The sequence below is a fragment of the Nocardioides currus genome (assembly GCF_003057875.1).
GTDB lineage: Bacteria > Actinomycetota > Actinomycetes > Propionibacteriales > Nocardioidaceae > Nocardioides > Nocardioides currus.
The window spans coordinates 84,826-102,975 of sequence record NZ_PYXZ01000003.1 but is presented as its reverse complement, the minus strand read 5'-3'; the positions used below and the strand labels follow the sequence as shown (position 1 = coordinate 102,975).

The 18,150-nt window shown below is 71.6% G+C and carries 17 protein-coding genes; 9 read left to right on the top strand and 8 right to left on the bottom strand.

Annotation, left to right across the window (positions count from 1 at the left end; all coding sequences use genetic code 11):
- Nucleotides 1-434 precede the first annotated feature (434 nt).
- From C7S10_RS09255 to C7S10_RS09245, 3 genes are read left to right on the top strand one after another with little or no spacing between them, the layout of a single operon-like run.
- A complete protein-coding gene (locus tag C7S10_RS09255) occupies nucleotides 435-1,757 on the top strand; it encodes an MATE family efflux transporter (RefSeq protein ID WP_108344156.1) in 1,323 nt (440 codons plus the stop codon).
- Between the two features lie 10 nt (nucleotides 1,758-1,767).
- Entirely contained in the window at nucleotides 1,768-2,277 is a 510-nt protein-coding gene (locus tag C7S10_RS22180; protein ID WP_165807098.1) for a hypothetical protein, read from the top strand.
- Nucleotides 2,278-2,286: 9 nt separating this feature from the next.
- Nucleotides 2,287-3,417 (top strand): hypothetical protein, encoded by a 1,131-nt coding sequence (locus C7S10_RS09245; protein ID WP_108344155.1) that lies wholly within the window; start codon nucleotides 2,287-2,289, stop codon nucleotides 3,415-3,417.
- 240 nt (nucleotides 3,418-3,657) lie between these two features.
- On the opposite strand, the gene rplI is transcribed toward C7S10_RS09245, so the two are convergent.
- The 4 genes from rplI to rpsF all read right to left on the bottom strand — a co-directional run bounded on the left by rplI (nucleotide 3,658) and on the right by rpsF (nucleotide 5,442).
- A complete protein-coding gene (gene rplI, locus C7S10_RS09240; RefSeq protein ID WP_108344154.1) occupies nucleotides 3,658-4,104 on the bottom strand; it encodes a 50S ribosomal protein L9 in 447 nt (148 codons plus the stop codon).
- 14 nt (nucleotides 4,105-4,118) lie between these two features.
- Nucleotides 4,119-4,355 carry a 30S ribosomal protein S18 gene (gene rpsR / locus C7S10_RS09235; RefSeq protein ID WP_008355445.1) on the bottom strand — a complete coding sequence of 79 codons (237 nt, stop codon included), beginning with the start codon at nucleotides 4,353-4,355 and terminating at the stop codon, nucleotides 4,119-4,121.
- Between the two features lie 95 nt (nucleotides 4,356-4,450).
- Nucleotides 4,451-5,050, bottom strand: coding sequence for a single-stranded DNA-binding protein (locus C7S10_RS09230; protein ID WP_108344153.1), 600 nt, complete (start codon nucleotides 5,048-5,050; stop codon nucleotides 4,451-4,453).
- Between the two features lie 98 nt (nucleotides 5,051-5,148).
- Nucleotides 5,149-5,442: a 30S ribosomal protein S6 gene (gene rpsF, locus C7S10_RS09225; RefSeq protein ID WP_108344152.1), complete on the bottom strand. Its 294-nt coding sequence runs from the start codon at nucleotides 5,440-5,442 to the stop codon at nucleotides 5,149-5,151.
- A gap of 170 nt (nucleotides 5,443-5,612) precedes the next feature.
- On the opposite strand from rpsF, the gene C7S10_RS09220 reads away from it, so the two are divergent.
- Complete coding sequence (locus C7S10_RS09220) at nucleotides 5,613-6,530, top strand: serine/threonine-protein kinase (protein WP_108344151.1); 918 nt, start codon at nucleotides 5,613-5,615, stop codon at nucleotides 6,528-6,530.
- Here the strand turns inward: C7S10_RS09220 and C7S10_RS09215 are convergent, their stop codons facing one another.
- Together C7S10_RS09215 and C7S10_RS09210 are read right to left on the bottom strand one after the other, a co-directional pair.
- Nucleotides 6,531-7,913, bottom strand: a complete 1,383-nt coding sequence (locus C7S10_RS09215) for a calcium-binding protein (RefSeq protein WP_108344150.1) — start codon at nucleotides 7,911-7,913, stop codon at nucleotides 6,531-6,533.
- A 60-nt stretch (nucleotides 7,914-7,973) separates the two neighbouring features.
- Nucleotides 7,974-9,317, bottom strand: coding sequence for a calcium-binding protein (locus C7S10_RS09210; protein ID WP_108344149.1), 1,344 nt, complete (start codon nucleotides 9,315-9,317; stop codon nucleotides 7,974-7,976).
- 82 nt (nucleotides 9,318-9,399) lie between these two features.
- Here C7S10_RS09210 and C7S10_RS09205 point away from each other — a divergent pair, with 82 nt between their 5' ends.
- From C7S10_RS09205 to C7S10_RS09195, 3 genes are all read left to right on the top strand, one after another.
- Entirely contained in the window at nucleotides 9,400-10,194 is a 795-nt protein-coding gene (locus C7S10_RS09205; protein WP_108344148.1) for a deoxyribonuclease IV, read from the top strand.
- A 184-nt stretch (nucleotides 10,195-10,378) separates the two neighbouring features.
- Nucleotides 10,379-11,521, top strand: coding sequence for a lipid II:glycine glycyltransferase FemX (locus C7S10_RS09200; RefSeq protein ID WP_108344147.1), 1,143 nt, complete (start codon nucleotides 10,379-10,381; stop codon nucleotides 11,519-11,521).
- Nucleotides 11,518-12,600: an alanine racemase gene (locus C7S10_RS09195; protein ID WP_108344146.1), complete on the top strand. Its 1,083-nt coding sequence runs from the start codon at nucleotides 11,518-11,520 to the stop codon at nucleotides 12,598-12,600. The genes C7S10_RS09200 and C7S10_RS09195 overlap by 4 nt, the downstream gene beginning before the upstream one ends.
- On the opposite strand, the gene C7S10_RS09190 is transcribed toward C7S10_RS09195, so the two are convergent.
- Both C7S10_RS09190 and C7S10_RS09185 read right to left on the bottom strand, forming a co-directional pair.
- Nucleotides 12,511-13,992 carry a glycosyltransferase 87 family protein gene (locus C7S10_RS09190; RefSeq protein WP_108344145.1) on the bottom strand — a complete coding sequence of 494 codons (1,482 nt, stop codon included), beginning with the start codon at nucleotides 13,990-13,992 and terminating at the stop codon, nucleotides 12,511-12,513. The genes C7S10_RS09195 and C7S10_RS09190 overlap by 90 nt on opposite strands.
- Complete coding sequence (locus C7S10_RS09185) at nucleotides 13,989-16,289, bottom strand: transglycosylase domain-containing protein (protein WP_243395290.1); 2,301 nt, start codon at nucleotides 16,287-16,289, stop codon at nucleotides 13,989-13,991. The genes C7S10_RS09190 and C7S10_RS09185 overlap by 4 nt, the downstream gene beginning before the upstream one ends.
- Before the next feature lie 73 nt (nucleotides 16,290-16,362).
- On the opposite strand from C7S10_RS09185, the gene C7S10_RS09180 reads away from it, so the two are divergent.
- Both C7S10_RS09180 and C7S10_RS09175 read left to right on the top strand, forming a co-directional pair.
- The gene (locus C7S10_RS09180; RefSeq protein ID WP_108344144.1) at nucleotides 16,363-16,941 is read left to right on the top strand and encodes a PadR family transcriptional regulator; all 579 of its coding nucleotides are present in this window, start codon (nucleotides 16,363-16,365) and stop codon (nucleotides 16,939-16,941) included.
- Between the two features lie 44 nt (nucleotides 16,942-16,985).
- Entirely contained in the window at nucleotides 16,986-18,068 is a 1,083-nt protein-coding gene (locus C7S10_RS09175) for an inositol-3-phosphate synthase (RefSeq protein ID WP_108344143.1), read from the top strand.
- Nucleotides 18,069-18,150 lie beyond the last annotated feature (82 nt).

The following is an 18,150-nucleotide window of genomic DNA, read 5'->3' as shown; positions in this document are numbered from 1 at the left end:
TGGGTCGTCCGGGTGGCCGGGGGTGCACGTCCGCGCGACGGTACGACGCCCGACGGCTCCGGAGCCACTCGCCGACGGCCAGTTGTCCACAGGCTCTGTTGATAACTCGCCGATCGTCGTGGAGGACGCGCCGCCACGTGTGCACCGACTGGGGACGGGCCTGTGGACGAGCTCGCGATCATGAGGGAGCGCATCGCGCTGACCTGCGACAACGGCTCAATCCACCTGTGGAGGAAAACAATTCCCCGGCGACCTCGTTCATCTTCTCGCCATCTGGAATCCCCCGGTCGGTTTGTCGACTTTGACCCGAAACGGGCCGATGTGTGCGAGTTGTGCACCGGTCATGCACAGGTAGTCCGAACGGACTACCCGCGAGCCATTGACGAGCGCGCTGTCACCACCATCGGCCCTGAGTGACCGTTACACTCGCCCGTGTGACGTCCACCGACCGCGAGATCCTGCGCCTCGCGGTGCCGGCGTTCCTCGCGCTGGTGGCCGAGCCGCTGTTCCTGCTCTCGGACGCGGCGATCGTGGGCCACCTCGGCACCACCGAGCTCGCCGGCCTCGGCATCGCCGGGGCGGTCCTGCAGACACTGGTCGGGCTCTGCGTCTTCCTCGCCTACGGCACCACCGCCAGCGTCGCGCGCCACCTCGGCGCCGGCGACCTGCGCGGCGCGCTCACCCAGGGCGTGGACGGGATCTGGCTCGCGGTCGTGATCGGCGTCGTGGTCACGATCCCCGGGGCGCTCCTCGCCCGACCCCTCGTCGACCTCTTCGGCGCCGGCGATGCCGTGGGCGACCAGGCGGCGGCGTACCTCCGCGTGGCGATCCTCGGGACCACGCCGCTGCTGCTCATGCTCGCCACGACGGGCGTCCTGCGGGGTCTGCAGGACACGCGCACCCCGTTATGGGTCGCTGTCGGCGGCAACCTCGCCAACATCGCCCTCAACGTGCTGTTCGTCTACGGCCTCGACCTCGGCATCGCCGGCTCGGCGCTCGGCTCCGTGCTGGCCCAGGTCGCGAGCGCCGCGGTGCTGGTCGCCGTGGTGGTCCGCGCCGCGCGCCGCGAGGGCGCCCCCCTGACCCCCGACCGCCGCGGCATCGTCGTCGCGGCTCGCACCGGCGTCCCGCTCGTCCTGCGCACCCTCACCCTGCGCGGGTCGCTGCTGGTCACCACCTACGCCGTCACGATCGCCGGCCGCGACGCCGAGATCGACCTCGCGACCCACCAGATCGCCCTGACGCTGTGGACCTTCCTCGCCTTCGCGCTCGACGCGCTCGCGATCGCGGCGCAGGCGATCACCGGCCGCGCCCTCGGAGCCGGTGACGTCGAGGGCACGCGGCGGCTCACCCGCCGGATGGTGCAGTGGGGCTGGGGCTCGGGCATCGCGACCGGGGTGTTCCTCGCCGCTGCGTCGCCGTTCCTCGGGCCGCTGTTCTCCTCCGACGAGGCCGTGCACCGCCTCCTCGTCCCGGTGCTGCTCGTCGCGGCGCTGGGCCAGCCGATCGCCGGCGTCGTCTTCGTGCTCGACGGCGTGCTGATCGGCGCCGGGGACGGCGGCTACCTCGCCCGCGCCGGGCTCGGCGTGCTCGCCCTCCACGCCCCGGCCGCCGTGCTCGCCGCCCTCGCGCCCGGCACCCTCGTCCCGGTGTGGGTCGCCTTCGTGGTCGTCTTCATGGGCGCCCGCTTCGTCCTGCTGACCCGCCGCGAACGCACGGACGCCTGGCTGGTCACGGGCTCCGCACCGGGTCGCTAGCCTCTCGGCCATGAGGCCGCTCCAGTCCGTCGCGATCGGGCTGGTGGTCGTGGTCCTGGTCGCGCGGTTCGGGGCGTACGACGCCCTGGCCGACCCGGTCGGCTGGCTGCTGGTGCTCGCGGGCGTACGCCGCCTGCCCGACCGGTCCACGCTCCTCGCGCTCGCCGCGGCGGCACTGGTGGTGGCCTGCGTCGTCTGGTTCCCGGCGACCCAGGACTGGCTCGACCGCAGCGACCCCTCGTTGCGCTGGGCGGTCAACCTTCCCCAGGTGCTGTTCTGCGTCGCGCTGTGCCACCGGCTCTCCGAGCTGGCCGGCGACGCGGGCGACGGCCGCGCCCGGGCGTGGCTGCGGACGACGATGCTGCTCAACGTGCTGCTCGCGCTCGCTCCGGTGGTCGTCTTCGCCGCCTCGGCCGACGACCTGCTGGACGCGGTCTACGCCGCGGCGGGCGCCGTCGTGGTGCTCCTCATCGTCCTGCTCTTCGTGCACGCCGGCCGGCCGTGGGCTACTGACTCGTAACCTGTGGGCATGTCCAGACGTCTCGGGACCCTGACCGCCCTCGTCCTCGCCGCCGCCGCGCTGGCGACGGTGCCGATCGCCGGCCCGGCCGAGGCCGCCGCCGACTGCCTCTCCGAGCCCCCGGCCGGGCTCCTGCAGTCCGGGTGCGACGACACGGTCCCGCCCGAGACGGCGCTGACGTCAGCGTCGACCCAGCCCAACGCCGCCGGCTGGCTGGCCGCGAGCACGATGACCTTCACGTTCGCCGGCGCCCACACCGACGCCGACGCCGACGCCCTCGGCTTCGAGTGCCGGCTCGACGGGCCCGCCCAGCCGCACGACTGGACCTCCTGCACCTCGCCCCGGACGTACTCCGGCCTCGTCGACTCCGACACCGCGCCGTACACCTTCTTTGTGCGCGCCGTGGACGTCGCGGACCAGGCCTTCACCTACCGCGTCCTCGGCGCCGACGCGGAGCCCGGTGAGGACGTCGATCCCACGCCGGCCACGCTGACGTGGGGCCAGGACTCGACCCCGCCGGTCGGCTTCGTCAACCCCGACACCTACGACGACGAGACGCCGCAGCAGCCGGTCGTCGTCGGGCGGACCGTGCCGATCCGTCTCAACAGCAACGAGGCCGGCGCCGGGTTCGAGTGCGAGCTCGACGGGCGAGCCACCCCCTGCACGCCCGGCGCCTGGCAGCTCACCAACGCCTCGTCGGGCCGGCACTACTTCCGGGCGCGGGCCGTCGACAAGGCCGGCAACCCGAGCGCCTGGTCGCCCACCTCCGAGTTCTTCGTGCCCACCGACCTCCGCGCCCGCCGCGGCTGGACCATCGTGAAGAAGTCCGGCGCCTTCGACCGCACGCTCGTCCGCTCGACCACCAAGGGCGCCCGCCTGGTGCTGCCCAAGCAGCGCGTCGGCGAGCTGCGCCTGTACGCGCCCACCGGTCCGGCGTACGGCGCGGTGCGGGTCAAGGTCGGCGCGACGAGGTGGCGGGTGGTGGACCTGTCCGGCCGGCGAGCCGCCCAGCGCGAGATCGTCGTGATCGACCGCTACCGGGGCGCGCGCACCGGCAAGATCGTGATCGAGGTGCTCAGCCGCGACAAGCCGGTCCTCCTCGACGCGATCGTCGCGCGGACCAACGTGTTCCAGGGCTGAGTCCGGCGCCCGTCTCATCCGTCCAGCGGTGCGTCAGCCACCTTCCGTGCGCTGGGAACGTGGGTACGACACCGCCACCCGGCGAGTCGCCCGGGACACGCGCACGACCGGTGCGCCACCCACCCTCGCCGGACGCGAAATGTGGCCCGCGCACCGCCGCCAGGGCGCTCGGTGGAGGCCAGGAAATGGCGAACGGCCCGCCCGCTCCGAGGAGCGGACGGGCCGGACGAGCTGAACAGGTCAGGCGGGGACCACGTTGAGCGCGACCTTGGCGGCCACCTCGTCGTGCAGCTTGACCGACACCTCGTGGGCACCGAGCGACTTGATCGGGTTGACCACGACGATGGTGCGGCGGTCGACCTTCTCACCGGAGGTCTCGGTGATCGCGTCGGCGATCTCGGCGGTGGTGACGGCGCCGAAGAGGCGACCGGCCTCACCGGCGCGGACCTTCACGTTGACCGGACCCTGCTCGAGCTTGTTCTTGATCTCGACCGCGTGGTCGGAGTCGCGGGCAGCGCGCGCGGTGCGGGCGGCCTTGATCGACTCGACGGTCTTCTCGCCACCACGGGTCCAGCGGAGGCCGAGGCCCCGCGGGATGAGGTAGTTGCGGCCGTAGCCGTCCTTGACCTCGACCACGTCGCCGGGGGCGCCGAGGCCGTCGACTTCCTGCGTCAGGATGAGCTTCATGTCTCGTGCTCCTCTCAGCGACCGGTGGACGTGTAGGGCAGCAGGGCGACCTCGCGGGCGTTCTTGACCGCAATCGCCACGTCGCGCTGGTGCTGGACGCAGTTGCCGGTCACGCGACGCGCGCGGATCTTGCCCCGGTCGGAGATGAACTTGCGGAGGAGCGTGGCGTCCTTGTAGTCGACGCCGGTCGCCTTCTCCTTGCAGAACTGGCAAACCTTCTTCTTCGGCTTGCGAATCACTGCCTTGGCCATTGTGGTGCTTCCCTTCTAGAAGCCCGGCCCTGCCGAATCGAGGCGGGCCGGAATGGTTGAGGTGTATTCGGACTGGTGGTGCTGGATCAGGTGACTCAGAACGGGGGCTCGGAGGAGCCGCCGACGCCGGGGGCACCCCACGGGTCGTTGGCGGGGGCAGAGCTGCCACCGCCGTACGAACCGCCTTGGTTGCCGCCCTGCTGGCCGCCACCCTGCTGACCGCCGTAGCCGCCGCCACCCTGCTGGGCGGGGGCGGGCGTGGCCCACGGGTCGTCGGCCGGGGCGTTGCCGCCCTGGCCGCCGCCACCGAAGCCACCGCCGCCGCCGGAGCGGTTGGCGCGGGTGACCTTGGCCGTGGCGTACTTCAGCGAGGGACCGACCTCTTCGACCTCGATCTCGAAGACGGTGCGCTTCTCACCCTCGCGGGTCTCGTACTGGCGGGACTTGAGCCGGCCCTGCACCACGACACGCATGCCGCGCTGGAGGGACTCGGCAACGTTCTCCGCAGCCTGGCGCCACACCGAGCACGACAGGAACAGCGCGTCGCCGTCCTTCCACTCGTTGGTCTGGCGGTCGAACGTGCGGGGCGTCGAGGCGATCCGGAAGTTCGCCACGGCCGCACCCGAGGGGGTGAAGCGCAGCTCCGGGTCGTCGACGAGGTTGCCGACGACGGTGATCGTGGTCTCGCCTGCCATGTCAGGTCTCCCTAGAAGTCAACTGATCGGTGATGTCAGTGGGCACCATGACAGAGCCCACCGACGGTGGTCCATGAGTGCGCCCTCACGGGCACGACTCACTTGGCGTCGGGACGCAGGACCTTGGTGCGCAGGATGGACTCGTTGAGCGTGAGCTGGCGGTCGAACTCCTTGACCGTGGCCGGCTCGGCCGTCAGCGAGATGACGGCGTAGATGCCCTCGGCGTTCTTCTTGACCTCGTAGGCCAGACGACGGCGACCCCACACGTCGACGTTGTCGACGGTGCCGCCGTCCTTGCGGATGACGTTGAGGTACTTGTCGAGGGACGGCTCGATGGTGCGCTCCTCGAGACTGGGGTCGAGGATCACCATCACTTCGTAGGCACGCGACATGCGTGTCTACCTCCTTCGGACTCAGGCGGCCACGGACGTTCCGTGGCAGGAGGATGCCCCCATCGGACGGGGGCGACAGGCAAGGCTAACAGCGCTGCGGGTCGCTGCGGGAATCACGGCCTGTGGATGACCGGACGCACCGGTCCGCCGACGAGGCTAGCGTCGAGGCCATGCGTTCGGCGACATCGCACCTGCCACTCCACCGCACCGTCATCGCCGGCCGCTACGCCATGCTCGACCAGATCGGCGCCGGCGGGATGGGCTCGGTCTGGCGCGCCCGTGACGAGCGCACCGGCGAGGTCGTCGCGGTCAAGGTGCTCGGCCACCACAACGCGGCCCTGCTGGTCCGGTTCGTGCGCGAGCAGGCGATGCGGGTGCGTCACCCGCACGTCGTCGCGCCGATCGGCTGGGCGGCCGACGACGACCTCGTGGTCCTCGCGATGGACCTCGTCGCGGGCGGCTCCGTGCAGGACCTGCTCGACGAGCACGGCCACCTCCCGGCGGGGTACGCCGCCGCGTTGCTCGAGCAGCTCCTCCAGGCGCTCGCCGCGGTGCACGGTGCGGGGTTGGTGCACCGCGACGTGAAGCCCGCCAACCTCCTCCTCCAGCCGGGCGGCGGGGGCCCTCCCCACCTGCGGCTCGGCGACTTCGGCGTCGCGGCACCCGTCGCCGACGCCCGCTGGACGACCGTGCCCGGCGCGATCGGCACCGAGGGCTACATGGCCCCCGAGCAGGCGCGGGGCGCGCTGCCCGACCCCGCCCAGGACCTCTACGCCGTGGGCCGGGTCGGCCTCCAGCTCGTCACCGGCCTGCCGCCCGACCGCCAGGGCGCCATCGGGTCCGGCCCGCTCCGCCCGCTGCTGGAACGGCTCCTCGTCGTCGACCCCGAGCAGCGACTCGCCTCGGCCGACGCGGCACTGCGCCTGCTCCGCCGACTCGACATCGGGTTCGAGGAGGGCCCGACGATCCCCGACCGCCTCGGAGGCGGACCACCCCTGGACTTCGACTGGCGGGCCTGGACCGCCGTCGCAGCCTGCCTCGGCGCGGTCGCCCTGTGCGTGGCGGTCGTCGTCGGCGCCCTGCTCTGATCAGCGGCGCATGAGGCGGAAGAACCGGTGGCTGGTCGTACCGCTGTCGTCGACCGCGATCACCACGACGCGGGCCGCGCCACGGCGAGCCAGGACCGTGCGCGCCCGCCGGTTCAGCCAGATCCGGACTCGTGCGGTCTCGTCGTCGGCCAGGGAGTACGTTCCTCGGCCCCAGCCCCGTCCACCGCTCCTGACCACGAGCACGCCCGCGCAGGAGGTCGTGCCCTGGCGGCAGGCCACGCGCACCGCCGTACGCCGCACGTGCCGGTCGGCGCGCAGCACGCTCCCCTTCAGGTGCGGGGTCGAGTCGACCACCGACGGCGCCGGAGCAGGTGGCGCCGTGGGCACGGGGGCGGTCGGGACCGGAGCCGGCGCCGGCGTCGGCATCGGGCCGCCCGTCACCGCCTCGCAGGTCTCGGGCGCGACGTCGGTGCGGGTGTCGAGGGTGTCGAGGTTGGCGGCGTCGGAGCCGGCCCCGCAGGCGACGGAGTCGGGCTCGCCGTCCACGGTGTCGACGGTGTCGTGACCCGACTCGCCGAACACCGTGTCCCGGCCGGCGCCGCCGACGATCGTGTCGTCGCCCTCGCTCCCGTAGAGCTGGTCGTCCCCGGGACCGCCGTCGATCCGGTCGTCGCCGAGCTGGCCTCCGACCACATCGTCACCCCCGAGCGCGATGATCGTGTCGTAGCCCGGACCACCGTCGAAGACCTGAGCGAGGTCGTTGCCGGTGAACGAGTCGTCGCCGTCCCCGCCCGCGAGGACCTCCACGTCCGAGCCGAGGTCGTCGAAGCCCGGCACGTCCTCGACGGTGTCGTTGGGCTGGTCGTCGAGCGTGATCGACGAGGCGAGGAAGCCGCCGAGGTTGACCTGGTCCCGACCGGGTCCGCCGCGGACCACGTCGGGACCCTTCTGGGTCGGCTGGGACGGGTCGGGCGTGATCATGTCGTCGCCGTCGTCGCCGTACCACTCCTCGATCGTCGGTCCGCCGTACAGGGCGTCGTGGCCCGGGCCACCGCGCACGACCAGCCGGGTGTCCGGCGAGGAGTCCGCGCCGACCCTGACGATGTCTCCGCCCCCGGACATGTCGACCTGGACGGTGCCGGCCGACGGGAGCAGGCAGACGATGAGTCGCGTCGTGGGGTCGTCGTCCGGCGCGCACCCGGACCCGGCGGTGAAGTCGGGGCTGGTGTCCACCTCGATGCGGGTGGCACCCACCGAGCTGGTGATCGTGACGACCTCCCAGGCGTCGGTGCCGGTGACAGTCACCACCGAGCCGCTCGCACTCACCGTGCCGGCCGCCGCGTGGGACGGCTGCGCCCCGACGAGCAGGCTGGCCACCACGCCGCCGCCCGCCAGCAGGACCCGACCGCTCTTCGGCCTCATGTGGCGACTCCACCACCCGGCACCCTCGAGGTAAAGGGCGACGGATCCGGCGGCGCCCCGTCAGCGCCGCTCGAGGCGGAGGAACCGGTGACTCGTCCGGCCGCTGTTGCCAGCGGCGATCACCACGACACGCACCGAGCCACGACGGGTGAGGACCCTGCGCGCCCGGTTGAACAGCTTGACGCGCACCCGGCCCGTCGCGTCGTCCGCGATCGAGAACTCACCACGACCCCACTGACCGCCACCGTGGCGCAGCACCAGCACGCCGGTGCAGTCCGTGGTGCCCCGGCGGCACGCGAGCCGGACCGTCGTCCAGCGCATGCGCCGGTCGGTGTGGAGCACCCGCCCCTTCACGACCGGGGTCGAGTAGACCGTCGCCGGACCGGGCACAGGCACCGGGGTCGGCACCGGGGTCGGCACCGGGGTCGGCACCGGGGCCGGGCCGCCCGTCACCACCTCGCAGGTCTCGGGCGCGGCGTCGTTGCGGGCGTCGATGTCGTCGAGAGCCGCGGTGTCGGTCCCCGACCCGCAGGCCACCTCGTCCCGTTCCCCGTCGGCCGCCGTGATGGTGTCCGCTCCCTCGCGCCCGTTCAGGATATCGCGGCCGGTGCCACCGTCGATCCGGTCGTCGCCCTCGTTCCCGTCGAGGACGTCGTCCCCGCCCAGGCCGAGGATCGTGTCGTTGCCCTCGTAGCCGGTGAAGTGCTGCGCCAGGTCGTTGCCGACCATCACGTCGTCGCCGATGGTGCCCATGACGCTCTCGACGTCGGACCCGACGTCGTTGGTGTCCGTGGCGGTGTCGTTGCGGCTGGTGTCGTTGGGCTGGTCGTCGAGGCTGACGGAGACGCTGAGCGCGTCGTCAGCGGGATAGAACTCGTCATAGCCCGGTCCGCCGCGCACCAGGTCGGGTCCGAGATGCACGCGCCCGTCCGTGTGGAAGACGTCGTTGCCGTCCTCGCCGTACCACTCCTCGACGGCAGGCCCGCCGAAGAAGTAGTCGCCACCGGGTCCGCCCCTCACGACCACCCTGGTCTCGGGCGCGGCGCTGTCGCTGACGCTGATGCGGTCGACGTCCGGGCCGGACCCGATGTCGACGGTGGCCGCAGACGGGAGCTCGCACGTGATCGTGTAGTACGGCGGGCCAGCCTCCGTGCAGCCGGCTCCGGCGGTGTACCACGTCAGCTCGTGCTGGCCATCGGGCGAGAAGGCCGCACTCACCTCGACGTGGCGGCCCGCGTCGGCGCTGTCGATCGAGACCACGTCCCTCAGGTCCGAGCCGATGACGGTCACGACCGACCCGCTCGCGCTCACCGTGCCCACCGCCGCCGACGCGGGTGCGGGAACCGCCACCAGCGTCGCCGTCGCGAGCAGACCACTGACCAGGACACTTCCCCCGAAGCTCATGCGGCGACCCCACCGGCCGCAGGCCCGCTTGTCAAGGACCGTGCGGGTCCGCACTGTCCCCGGACCCGCCTAGCCTGTTCCCATGACGATCTCCATCGGCGCCCACGTCGACCAGGCCGACCCGATCGCGCAGGCGCAGGCCCGCGAGGTGCCGCTCGTGCAGTTCTTCCTCGGTGACCCGCAGGGCTACAAGGGCCCCGAGGTGCAGTACGCCGCCGGCGCGGCCGCGCTCCGGGCGGCGGCCGAGGCGGGCTCGATCGACCTCTACGTCCATGCGCCCTACATCGTCAACGTCGCCACGACCAACAACCGGATCCGGATCCCGAGCCGCAAGCTGCTCCAGCAGCACGTCGACGCGGCCGCGGAGATCGGGGCGAAGGGCCTGATCGTCCACGGCGGGCACGTGAACAAGGACGACGACCCGGCGAAGGGCTTCGACAACTGGCGCAAGGCGATCGACGCGACCGACCTGAAGCTGCCGCTGCTGATCGAGAACACCGCCGGCGGCGACAACGCGATGACGCGCTACCTCGACCGGATCAGCGGGGTGTGGGACGCGATCAGCGGCTGCGAGCAGGCCGACATGGTCGGCTTCTGCCTCGACACGTGCCACGCCCACGCCGGCGGCAACTCGCTCGAGACGATCGTCGACGACGTGCTGGCGATCACCGGGCGGATCGACCTGGTGCACTGCAACGACAGCCGCGACGACTTCGACTCCGGCGCCGATCGGCACGCCAACCTCGGCGCCGGCAAGATCGATCCCGACCTGCTGGCCGCCGTGATCCGCGACGCGAAGGCGCCCGTCGTGCTCGAGACGCCCGGCGCGGCCGCCGAGCACGTCGACGACGTGGCCTGGCTGCGCGAGCGGCTCTGAACACTGGCTGCGCGAGCGGCTCTGAGCCCCGTCCGCCGAGGGGGCGGAAATTCTTGGTGAGCCAGCGCAACCTGATTGACCGTTGCCACGTCTGGGTAGGTAGAGAGCAGGCTGGACACGCACGGGGGTCGTGTCCGGCCCTCTTTCATTTCTGGCCCGTCACCCGGCCCGATACCGTGGGCCGGTGACTTCTCCGCCGCCCCTCACCGTCCGCACGATCACGACGACCGAGCACGCGGCCCACATCGCCTCCCGCGCCAGCGCCAGCTTCCTGCAGACGCCGGGCTGGGCGCAGGTCAAGCCCGAGTGGCGAGCCGAGAGCCTGGGCTGGTTCCGCGGGGGCGAGCTCGTCGGCACGGCCCTGGTGCTCTACCGCCAGCTCCCGCGCGTCAAGCGCTACCTCGCCTACCTCCCCGAGGGCCCCGTCATCGACTGGACCGACGACGACCTCTCGGCGTGGTTGACCCCGATGGCGGCGCACCTGAAGAAGCAGGGGGCCTTTGGCGTCCGCATGGGGCCGCCCGTCGTCACGCGTCGCTGGAGTGCCGCGCAGGTCAAGGAGGGCATCGCCGACGAGTCGATCACCCGGCTGACCGACGTGCCGCCGCTCGAGCGCTCCCGCGAGGGGGCCGCAGTCGTGTCGCAGCTGCACGAGCTCGGCTGGCGCCCGCAGGCCGTCGAGGGCGGGTTCGCCGCCGGGCAGCCGCAGTACAACTTCGTCATCCCCCTGACGGACGACGCCGGGACCGTCCGCTCCGAGGACGACGTGCTCAAGGGCATGAACCAGCTCTGGCGCCGCAACATCAAGAAGGCGGCCAAGGAGGGCGTGGTCGTCGAGCAGGGCACCCGCACCGACCTCAAGGCCTTCCACGACCTCTACGTCCACACGGCCGAGCGCGACCACTTCACGCCGCGTGGCCTCGCCTACTTCGAGACGATGTACGACGCCCTGTCCGCCGAGGCCCCCGGGCGGATCACGCTGTGGCTGGCGCGCCACGACGGCGACCTCGTCGCCAGCACCATCGCGATCCGCGTCGGCACCCACGCGTGGTACTCCTACGGCGCGAGCTCCACCGAGAAGCGCGAGGTCCGCGGCTCCAACGCTGTGCAGTGGGCGATGATCCGCGACGCGCTGGCGAACGGCGCGACGGTCTACGACCTGCGCGGCATCACCGACACCCTCGACGCGGCCGACTCCCACGTCGGGCTGATCCAGTTCAAGGTCGGCACCGGTGGCGAGGCGGTCGAGCACGTCGGCGAGTGGGACCTGCCGCTCAACCGCCCGCTCTACCGGGCGTTCGACCTCTACATGCGGAGGCGCGGATGAGCCTCGTCCTCCACGTCGACGGCGAGCGCTGGCGCCGCCACCTGCTCGAGACGGTCGCGGCACGCCCGGGCATCGTCCCGGTCACCAAGGGCAACGGCTACGGCTTCGGCATCGGGCGGCTGGCCCGGCGCTGCGCGTGGCTCGACGAGCACGCGGAGCAGACCGGGACCCGAATCGACATGGTGTCGGTGGGCACCTACCTCGAGATCCCGGAGGCCGCCACCCGCTTCGACGGCGACGTCCTCGTGCTCACGCCCTGGCGCCCGCTCGGTGCGGCCCTCGACGTGCCCGAGACCCTCAGCCCCCGCGTCATCCACACCGTCAGCCGCCTCGCCGACGTCGCCGACCTGCTCGAGCGGTCCCCGGACGCGCGCTTCGTGCTCGAGCAGCTGACCTCGATGCGCCGTCACGGGATGACGCGTCGAGACCTGCTCGCGGCGGCCAACGACCTGGGCGAGCGGCGTCTGTCGGGGCTCGTCGGCGTGGCGATGCACCTGCCGCTCAACGTCTCTTCCCACCTCGGTGAGGTCGAGCGCCTGATCAACGACCTGGTCGCCTCCGGCCTGCCGACCCGCACCGTGTTCGTCAGCCACCTGACGCTCGGTGAGATGGCCCGGCTCCGCACCACTTACCCCGACTTCACGATCCGCCCGCGCGTCGGCACCGAGCTGTGGCTCGGGGAGCGCGCGGCCCTCCGGGTCACGGCCACCGTCCTCGACGTGCACCCGCTCGAGCGAGGCGAGGCCTTCGGCTACCGCGGACGCTCGATGCCCAAGAGCGGACACCTGCTGATCGTCAGCGGCGGCACCGCCCACGGGATCGGCCTCGAGGCCCCGACCGGGGACCAGTCGCTGCGCAGCCGGGCGGCCACCATCGCCCGCAGCGGGATGGACGTCGTCGGTCTCGTGCGCTCGCCGTTCTCGATCGACGGCAAGCAGCGCCTCTTCGCCGAGCCGCCGCACATGCAGGCCTCGATGCTGTTCCTGCCGTCAGGCGCGCGCGTGCCCGACGTCGGGGAGGCCATCGACGTCCGCGTCCGGTTCACCGCGACCAGCTTCGACCGGGTCGACATCACCTAGGTCCTCGCCGATGTCGGCGACCAGCGGGTCGCGCGCGGCGCCCACCGTCGCCGCGACCAGCCACACCAGGCCCGCGATGCGCAGCACCACGGCGAGCCAGTAGGCCCGCGCGTCACCACCGCCCGAGGGCGCCAGCAGGCCGCCGAGGTAGAACCCGAGCAGCACCCAGTGCCCGATCTCGCAGGCCTGCCACACGAGCAGGTGGCTCCACTGCCGGACCGCGACCACCGCGAGCGGCAGCAGCACGAGGGCGTAGGACGGCGCCGACGCCGGGCTGACGACGAGGGTGAGCGCGACCAGCACCGTGGACAGGCTGGCGAAGCCCCACCGCTCCCGGCCGGAGAGCCACACCACGACCGCGCACGCGGCGAGCACCAGCACCACGGTGATCGTGAGCCGGGTCCGGTTCGACGGGTCGAGGCCGCCCGCCTGGCTCATCAGCAGCCAGAGCGAGCCGATGTCCGCACCGTGGGTGTAGCCCTTCCACGAGGCCAGCCAGGCGTCGCGCGAGGACAGGAGGGCGGGCTGCATGAGCACGGCCCACGCGCCGACGGCGGAGGCCGCGAGCACGCCGGCCTCGCGGGTGCGGCGCTCACGCAACAGGACGGCGACGGCGGGCACGACCAGCAGTGCGGCGTACGGCGAGGTCGCGGCCCCCACTCCGATCGCGACCCCGGCCACGGCGGACCGTCGCCGGGCGAACGCCCACAGGGCGCCGGCCACCGCCGCGCCAGCCAGCAGCTCCCAGGCGATCGGGAAGAACAGCACGAGCACCGGGGCGAGCGCGAACGCCGCCGCGTCCCAGGGGCGGGTGCGGCGTACGCCCGTCAGCAGGCCCGCGGCCAGCAGTCCGACGCCGGCCAGCAGCACGGCGTTGACCAGCGTGAAGACGCGGGTCTCGTGGCGCACGCCCGGCTGCTGGATCACCTCGTTGACCGGCACGAGGGCGCGGGCGTCGAGGTCGGGGGTGTCGGTGAGGAGGCCGGTGATGCGCTGGGCGGCGAAGCCGACGTAGGCCGGCAGCGGGGTCACCCAGGCGGGGGCGTAGCGCGCCCGCAGCTGCCCGTCGTCGGAGAACGGCCAGTAGCCCTCGGCGAAGCCGTTGGCGACGTACGCCGTCGAGGTGTCCGACCAGCACAGGTCGGTGTAGCGGCTGGTGGCCGTCGTGTCCCCCGCCGTGTCGAGGCACGGCGCCTTGGCCACGATGCCCAGCGACATCGCCAGCGCGGCGAGGAGCAGCACGACCCGCAGCGGGGTCCACCACGGGTGACGACCGGCGTGGTCGCCCAGCGGCCCGCCAACGACCTCGCTGACCGAGGCGACGACGAGGTCGTCGCGACTCGGCGCGACCACCCGGCTGGAGCCGGGGGACGACGGACCGGGGTGGTTCACCGCCCGGCGGCCCGGGACGGAGCCACCGTCGGCGGCGGCACGGTCTCGGTCGGCAGCGGGGTCGTCGGCACGGGCGTCGTCGGCACCGGCTCGGTCGGCACCGGGGTCGTCGGGACCGGGGTCGTCGGCACGGGCGTCGTCGGGACCGGGGTGGTCGGCACCGGCGTCGACGGGGTCTGCGTCGGCTCCGGCTCCTGCGTCTTGATGGTCGCGGACTTGGTCGGCTTGGGCGGAGGCGGCGGCGGGTTGGTGCTGGTCGCCGGCGGGACGTAGGGCTCGTGGCCGCTGGAGGGGGCGTCGCCGTCGACGTACGCCGGCTCGGGGAAGTCCTCGACGTCCATGCCGTCCATGATCGAGCTCATGATCGCGGTCCAGGTGTCGGCGGGGTAGTCGGCACCGAAGTAGGACGGCAGCCAGCCGTCGAGCTGGTTGTCGCCGTCGCCCCGGACGTACATCACCGCGGTCGCCATCTGCGGGGTGTAGCCGGCGAACCACGACGACGAGACGTACGGGTCCTCGCCCGAGCCGCCCGTCGCGGTGCCGGTCTTGCCGGCCGCGGGCCGCCCGAGGGCCAGCGCCGCCTGGCCGGTGCCGTTGGCGACGACCTGCTGCATGGCGTACGACGTGTCGGCGGCGATGTCCTCGTCGACCGCGCGCCGGGTCTTCTGCTTGTAGGAGTAGCGCTCCTCGCCGCTGGCGTCGACGACCCGCTCGACGACGTGCACGTCGGAGCGCTCACCGCCGTTGGCGATGGTGGCGTAGGCGTTGGCCATGTTGATCGGGCTGACGCGACCCTTGCCGAGGGTGATGAGCGTGTCGTCGGGGGTGAAGTCGACGGTGCGGTTGGGGATGCCGGGGAACTTCGGCGACGGCTTGTCGCCGGGGATGCCCAGCGCGCGGGCCATGTCGTAGATCTTCTCCGGGCCGTCGTCCATCGAGTCCGACATGTCGATGAAGGCGGTGTTGATCGACTCCTCGGCCGCGGTGACGAGGCTGACCGCCGAGCCGTAGTCGTTGCCGTCGCCCGGGCCCTCGTTGTTGACCTCGAGGCCGTCGGGGAACTCGTACGGCGAGTTGCCCTCGAAGGAGTCCTTGAGCGAGAAGCCGTCCTTGAGCGCGGCCGCGATGGTCAGCGGCTTGATCGTCGAGCCGGCCATGCCGCCGGTCGCCGCCCAGTTGATCTGGGAGTCGAGGTAGTCCTGGCCGCCGTAGAACCCGCGCAGCGCGCCGGTGCCGACCTCGACGGTCGCGGCGCCGATGTGCAGCTCCTTGTCGCCGAAGCCCTCGGGCTTGGCCTCCATCACGCCCTCCTCGGCCGACGCCATCGCCGCCTTGGTGAACGTCGTGGTGACGCGCAGCCCACCGCCGTCGATCTCCTGCTCGTCGAAGCCGAGGCTGAGCAGCTCCTTCTTGACCAACGCCAGCATGTGGCCGCGCTGGCCGCCGAACTGGCTCTGCTGCGCGATCTCCGGGAACTTGGGCAGCCGCTTGGCGGCCTTCTCGGCCTCCGCGTCGGAGATGGTGCCCATGTCGGCCATCCCGGACAGGACGTAGCGGTAGCGCTCCTTGAGCGCCTGCTTCGCCGCCTTGCCGTTGTCGGGGTCGTAGGTCGACGGGTTGTTCAGCGTGGTCGCGAGGACCGCGCTCTCGCGCAGGCTCAGGTCCTTGGCGTCGTGGCCGAAGAAGGCCTGGGCCGCGGCCTGGATGCCGTAGGCGCCGCGACCGAAGTAGATGGTGTTGAGGTAGCCCTCGAGGATCTCTTCCTTGCTGAGCTGGTTGCGGATCTTGAGGGAGACCACCGCCTCCTTGATCTTGCGCTGGTAGCTGCGCTCGCTCGTGAGGTAGAGGATCTTGACGTACTGCTGGGTGATGGTCGAGGCGCCCTGCTGGGCGTTGCCGCGGGCGTTCGAGAAGGCGGCGCGCAGGATGCCCTTGGGGTCGATGCCGTTGTCGGTCCAGAAGGTGCGGTTCTCCGCGGCGACGACGGCGTCCTGCATCGTCTGCGGCATCTCCGACAGGGGGATGGACTCGCGGTTCTGGTCGTCGTAGTAGGTGCCGAGCTCCTCGTCGCCGCCGCTGTAGTAGACGAACGTCGTCTGCGCCTTGAACGCCTCGTTGGGCTCGGGGATCGCTATCGCCTGGTAGAGCACGACCAGGATCCCCGAGAGGATCAGGAGCCCCACGACCCCGAGGATCGCCAGCTTCTTCAGGATGCCTCGCGCCCGCTGGCCGGCCGTCTTCTTCGGCTTGTTCGGTCGTCGGGTGACGGGACGTCCGTCGGCTCTGCGCTTGCTCACGGCCAAAGGGTACGGGGAGACACGACCACGACCACGATTAGCGGCTCGCGGATATATCGCTACGATAGGTCGTATGGCACGTCGCGCAGAGACCATCGAGCTGGCAGTCCTCGGACTGCTGCACGAGGGCCCCATGCACGGCTACGAGCTGCGCAAGCGGCTCAACCTCATGCTCGGCTGGGGGCGGGTGCTGTCCTACGGATCGCTGTATCCCGCGCTGAAGAAGATGCTCCGCGCCAGCCTCATCGAGGAGGCGACGACCACCACCCCGGTGACCCGCCGCCCCCGCATCGTCTACGAGGTGACCGAGGCCGGGCACGCCGAGTTCGAGCGCCTGATGTCGGAGGTGGGTCCGACCGCGTGGGAGGACGACAACTTCGACATCCGGTTCGCGTTCTTCGGCCGCACCGACATGGAGATCCGGTTGCGGGTGCTCGAGGGTCGCCGTACCCGTCTCCAGGAACGACTGGCCCGGGTCCAGTCCGAGCTCGACCGCACGCAGGCCGAGGTCAACCGCTACGCCGCCGAGCTGCAGCGGCACGGGGTCGAGTCCGTCGAGCGCGAGGTGCGCTGGCTCTCCGACCTCATCTCGGCCGAGCGCGGCGAGCCGCTCACGCAGCCACCCTCCAGCTCCCAGAACACCGATCGATGACCACCAGCTTCAACCAAGTGTCCAGTCAGACAAGGAGAGTCCCCATGGGGTCCGTACGAGTTGCAATCGTGGGGGTCGGCAACTGCGCCACCTCCCTCATCCAGGGCGTGGAGTACTACAAGGACGCCGACCCGAGCACGACCGTGCCGGGCCTCATGCACGTCAAGTTCGGTGACTACCACGTCTCCGACGTCGAGTTCGTCGCCGCGTTCGACGTCGACGACAAGAAGGTCGGCAAGGACCTCTCCGAGGCCATCAACGCCTCCGAGAACAACACCATCAAGATCTGCGACGTGCCGACCATCGGTGTCGAGGTCCAGCGCGGCCCGACCCTCGACGGTCTGGGCAAGTACTACCGCGCCACCATCGACGAGTCGCCCGCCGACGCGGTCGACGTCGTGGCCGCCCTCAAGGACGCGAAGGCCGACGTCGTCGTGTCCTACCTCCCCGTCGGCTCCGAGGAGGCGGACAAGTTCTACGCCCAGTGCGCCATCGACGCCGGCTGCGGCTTCGTCAACGCGCTGCCCGTGTTCATCGCCTCCGACCCCGAGTGGGCCAAGAAGTTCGAGGACGCCGGCGTCCCGATCGTCGGCGACGACATCAAGTCGCAGGTCGGCGCCACCATCACCCACCGCGTGATGGCGAAGCTGTTCGAGGACCGCGGCGTCGCGCTGGACCGCACCTACCAGCTCAACGTCGGCGGCAACATGGACTTCAAGAACATGCTCGAGCGCGAGCGCCTGGAGTCCAAGAAGGTCTCCAAGACCCAGGCCGTCACCTCCAACCTCAAGGGCGAGCTGGCCGACAAGATCGACAGCAAGAACGTCCACATCGGTCCCTCGGACTACGTCGCCTGGCTCGACGACCGCAAGTGGGCCTACGTCCGCCTCGAGGGTCGCGCGTTCGGCGACGTCCCGCTCAACCTGGAGTACAAGCTCGAGGTCTGGGACTCGCCCAACTCGGCCGGCATCATCATCGACGCCGTCCGCGCCGCGAAGATCGCCATGGACCGCGGCATCGGCGGCCCGATCATCCCCGCGTCGACGTACCTCATGAAGAGCCCGCCGGTGCAGATGCCCGACGACCTCGGTCGCGCCGAGCTCGAGAAGTTCATCGCCGGGGAGTGAACCTCCTCCTCGCCTGCGGCGAGTAACGCCACGAACACAGCACTCCCGCCCCCACTGATGGGGGCGGGAGTGCTTCTTTGGT

Excerpts from the sequence above, each read along its gene's own strand:
- C7S10_RS22180 (WP_165807098.1), top strand. The coding sequence starts at position 1,768 with ATGAGGCCGCTCCAGTCCGTCGCGATCGGGCTGGTGGTCGTGGTCCTG.
- C7S10_RS09245 (WP_108344155.1), top strand. The coding sequence starts at position 2,287 with ATGTCCAGACGTCTCGGGACCCTGACCGCCCTCGTCCTCGCCGCCGCC.
- rplI (WP_108344154.1), bottom strand. The coding sequence starts at position 4,104 with ATGAAGCTCATCCTGACGCAGGAAGTCGACGGCCTCGGCGCCCCCGGC.
- rpsR (WP_008355445.1), bottom strand. The coding sequence starts at position 4,355 with ATGGCCAAGGCAGTGATTCGCAAGCCGAAGAAGAAGGTTTGCCAGTTC.
- C7S10_RS09230 (WP_108344153.1), bottom strand. The coding sequence starts at position 5,050 with ATGGCAGGCGAGACCACGATCACCGTCGTCGGCAACCTCGTCGACGAC.
- rpsF (WP_108344152.1), bottom strand. The coding sequence starts at position 5,442 with ATGTCGCGTGCCTACGAAGTGATGGTGATCCTCGACCCCAGTCTCGAG.
- C7S10_RS09220 (WP_108344151.1), top strand. The coding sequence starts at position 5,613 with ATGCGTTCGGCGACATCGCACCTGCCACTCCACCGCACCGTCATCGCC.
- C7S10_RS09215 (WP_108344150.1), bottom strand. The coding sequence starts at position 7,913 with ATGAGGCCGAAGAGCGGTCGGGTCCTGCTGGCGGGCGGCGGCGTGGTG.
- C7S10_RS09210 (WP_108344149.1), bottom strand. The coding sequence starts at position 9,317 with ATGAGCTTCGGGGGAAGTGTCCTGGTCAGTGGTCTGCTCGCGACGGCG.
- C7S10_RS09205 (WP_108344148.1), top strand. The coding sequence starts at position 9,400 with ATGACGATCTCCATCGGCGCCCACGTCGACCAGGCCGACCCGATCGCG.
- C7S10_RS09195 (WP_108344146.1), top strand. The coding sequence starts at position 11,518 with ATGAGCCTCGTCCTCCACGTCGACGGCGAGCGCTGGCGCCGCCACCTG.
- C7S10_RS09180 (WP_108344144.1), top strand. The coding sequence starts at position 16,363 with ATGGCACGTCGCGCAGAGACCATCGAGCTGGCAGTCCTCGGACTGCTG.
- C7S10_RS09175 (WP_108344143.1), top strand. The coding sequence starts at position 16,986 with ATGGGGTCCGTACGAGTTGCAATCGTGGGGGTCGGCAACTGCGCCACC.